The following is a 3,107-nucleotide window of genomic DNA, read 5'->3' on the forward strand; positions in this document are numbered from 1 at the left end:
GAAGAAATATACAACATTATAAAGGATCCGGAATTATTAATAGAAGTGAAAAAAACCAATAGTTTAGAAGAATTCAATAATGTAATTGAAAATAGGGAGATGAGAACATGAAAATATCTGAACTGATCACTGAGCAGAATGTCATTCTTCACTTAGAAGCGAAAAATAAAGAAGAAATCATTGATACTCTGGCAGTTCGTTTAATGAAAAATGGTTTTTTAAAAGAGCTGGAGGGATTTAAAGATGATATTTGGAAACGAGAAAATGCCGTATCGACAGAAGTTGGTTACGGAATTGCGATGCCCCATACTAAATCTGCATACGTGAATAAACCAGCAGTAGTCTTCGGCCGAAGTTTGGAAGGCATCACCTATGATAAAGAAAGCTGTCATTTATTCTTTATGATTGCGGCTCAAGAAGGTGCAACGGATGAACATTTAGAAACATTATCAAGATTATCGACGTATTTAATGGATGAACTGTTTCGGGCGAAATTGATTCTGGCAAAAACAGTTAAAGAGGTCATCTCCATTATTGATGAAAAAGAATTGGAAGAAGAGGAAGTAGAAAGTGCAGACGAACTACTTTCATCTGAGGGCGTTTCATTAGTTGCGGTTACTGCATGTACGGCAGGGATCGCTCATACGTATATGTCCGCACAATCTTTAAGAGATGCGGCTGAAAAGCGTGGAATTTCAATGAAAGTACAAACGGATGGTTCAAGTGGTACAGAAAATCGTTTAACAGACGAGGAAATTGCACAAGCAAGTGGCGTAATTATTGCCGCCGACCGAACAGTGGATATGAGTCGTTTTGATGGGAAAAAAGTTGTAGAAACATCCACAAAACATGGGATCAATAATGCAAATGGACTGATTGATGAAGTGCTAGCAAAAAAAGAGTCCTACAAAGCGGCAGGTTCAACGAAGTCGGCTGAATCTGATGATACCAAAAGAGGCGGCGCATTCGATATCTATAAGCATTTGATGAACGGTGTTTCTTTTATGCTGCCATTTGTTGTCTCGGGTGGGATTTTGATAGCCATATCATTTATGTTTGGTGTCAACTCCGCAAATCCGGACTCCAGTCAATACAATGAGTTTGCTGCATTTTTAAATTCTGTTGGCGGCAGTGCGGCATTCGGTTTGATGGTGCCGATTTTTGCTGGGTATGTTGCGTTTAGTATTGCAGATCGACCAGGCCTTGCTCCAGGTGCTATTGGAGGAATGATTGCTTCAACTGGCGGCTCTGGCTTTTTAGGTGGTTTGATTGCCGGGTTTGTTGCTGGATATAGTATTTTGCTTCTGAGAAAAGTATTAATCAAATTGCCTAAATCTTTACATGGATTGAATCCAGTTTTACTTTTTCCTGTACTAGGAACTTTGATAACTACGATTGTTATCCAATACGTGATCAATACACCAATTAGTTCCTTCAATGATACTTTAGTCAAATGGCTGACGGATATGAGCGGATCGAACGCTATCTTAGTTGGAGCTTTACTGGGGGGTATTTTGGTAAGTGATATGGGCGGTCCATTAAATAAAATTGCCTATGCTTTTGGTATTCAAATGATCACTGCCGGAGTTTATGAACCTATGGCGGCATTAATGTGCGGTGGGATGATTCCCCCAATCGGTTTAGGACTAGCGACGACTTTCTTTAGAAATAAGTTTACAGATCAAGATCGTGAGACCGGTAAAATCGCTTATGTTTTGGGCTCATGTTTTATTACAGAAGGGGTTATTCCTTTTGCCGCCGCCGATCCTATTAGAGTTATTCCAGCAAATATTATTGGTGCGGCCGTTGGTGGTGCATTGTCTATGGCGTTTGGGATTGAGTTGACTGCACCGCATGGTGGTATCTTTGTTATTCCGATCGCCATCAATCGTCCGTTTTTATATGTTGCCTGTGTATTAGCTGGAAGTGTTGTTACTATGCTGATTGTCGGACTTACTAAGAAGTCTATTGTTCCAAATAAAGAAATTAGTGGAGGTATTGAAGATGTTAGTGACGTCGAAGGAGCTATTTAAAATTAGTCAAGAGAAAGGATTTGCGATTCCTGCACCCAATTTCATCGATGCGCAATCAATGAAAGACTATGTTGAAGTCGCTGAGGAGTTAAATTTGCCGGTTATTTTAGCATTAGCAGAAGTCCATTTAGAATATATTTCTTTAGAAGAAGCAGCTTATTTTGGCAAATTCTATGCGGAAAAAGCAAAAGTTCCAATTGTTTTACACTTAGATCATGGAATGACTCCAAGTATTATTAAAAGAGCGATTGATGTTGGTTTTACATCGGTTATGATTGATGCCTCTCAAGAGGATTTTGAGACGAACGTGAAGAAGACGAAGGAAATTATTGAATACGCACATCCTAGAGGAGTAGTCGTAGAGGCAGAGATTGGTCACGTTGGTTCAGGTGTAAACTACGAAAATCATGAAGAAACTGATTCACAGTATACAACAGTAGCAGATGCTATTCAGTTTGTTAAGGAAACGCAGGTTGATTCACTGGCGGTTTCAATCGGTACAGCTCATGGAATGTATAAAGGAATCCCTGAAATTAATTTTGAAAGACTGGACGAAATTGCTAAAGCCGTAGAAACACCATTAGTTTTACATGGGGGATCTTCATCTGGTGATGACAATCTCAATCATTGTAGTTTGCAGGGGATTAGTAAGATCAATATCTTTTCTGATTTGGTTAACGCTGCACAAAACGGCATTAACAATGAAGAACCAAAGAATTATTTGGAATTGAAAGAAGTAGTTTCAAATTCAATGAAAAATTGCTTGAAGCATTATTATGGAGTTTTTTGTACAAATAAGATACAGGTGAGTGCTGAAATTTGATTCACCCAAGATAAGAGGTATAAAAAAATACGACAAGAAGGATTGCAATACTTCTAAGAGCCATAAATTTCTGTGATTAACACAATTAAAAAGATCATCCGGATTTTTCCATTCAGAAAATCGGATGATCTTTTTACGCGTTACTACTATTATGAAGAGGCACACTTCCCCGACTATACTTTAGCTTTTTCATATAATATAGTGAGATAATTAAACTCATATTATATGGAAAATGGGTTTTGGTATAATAT

2 protein-coding genes are annotated in these 3,107 nt (G+C 38.2%); both read left to right on the top strand.

Translation table 11 applies throughout. The annotated features are described in order from the left end of the window. The first annotated feature begins 107 nt into the window (after nt 1–107). Nucleotides 108–2,033, top strand: a complete 1,926-nt coding sequence (locus tag A5875_RS22190; protein WP_088935727.1) for a PTS fructose transporter subunit IIABC — start codon at nt 108–110, stop codon at nt 2,031–2,033. Next, complete coding sequence (locus tag A5875_RS22195) at nt 2,005–2,856, top strand: class II fructose-bisphosphate aldolase (protein WP_088935728.1); 852 nt, start codon at nt 2,005–2,007, stop codon at nt 2,854–2,856. The genes A5875_RS22190 and A5875_RS22195 overlap by 29 nt, the downstream gene beginning before the upstream one ends. Nucleotides 2,857–3,107 lie beyond the last annotated feature (251 nt).

It is taken from the genome of Enterococcus sp. 3H8_DIV0648 (assembly GCF_002140655.1).
GTDB classification, from domain to species: Bacteria; Bacillota; Bacilli; order Lactobacillales; family Enterococcaceae; genus Enterococcus_A; species Enterococcus_A hulanensis.

What these genes read in the sequence shown, in the direction of transcription:
- A5875_RS22190 (WP_088935727.1), top strand. Translation starts at nt 108, where the DNA reads ATGAAAATATCTGAACTGATCACTGAGCAGAATGTCATTCTTCACTTA.
- A5875_RS22195 (WP_088935728.1), top strand. Translation starts at nt 2,005, where the DNA reads ATGTTAGTGACGTCGAAGGAGCTATTTAAAATTAGTCAAGAGAAAGGA.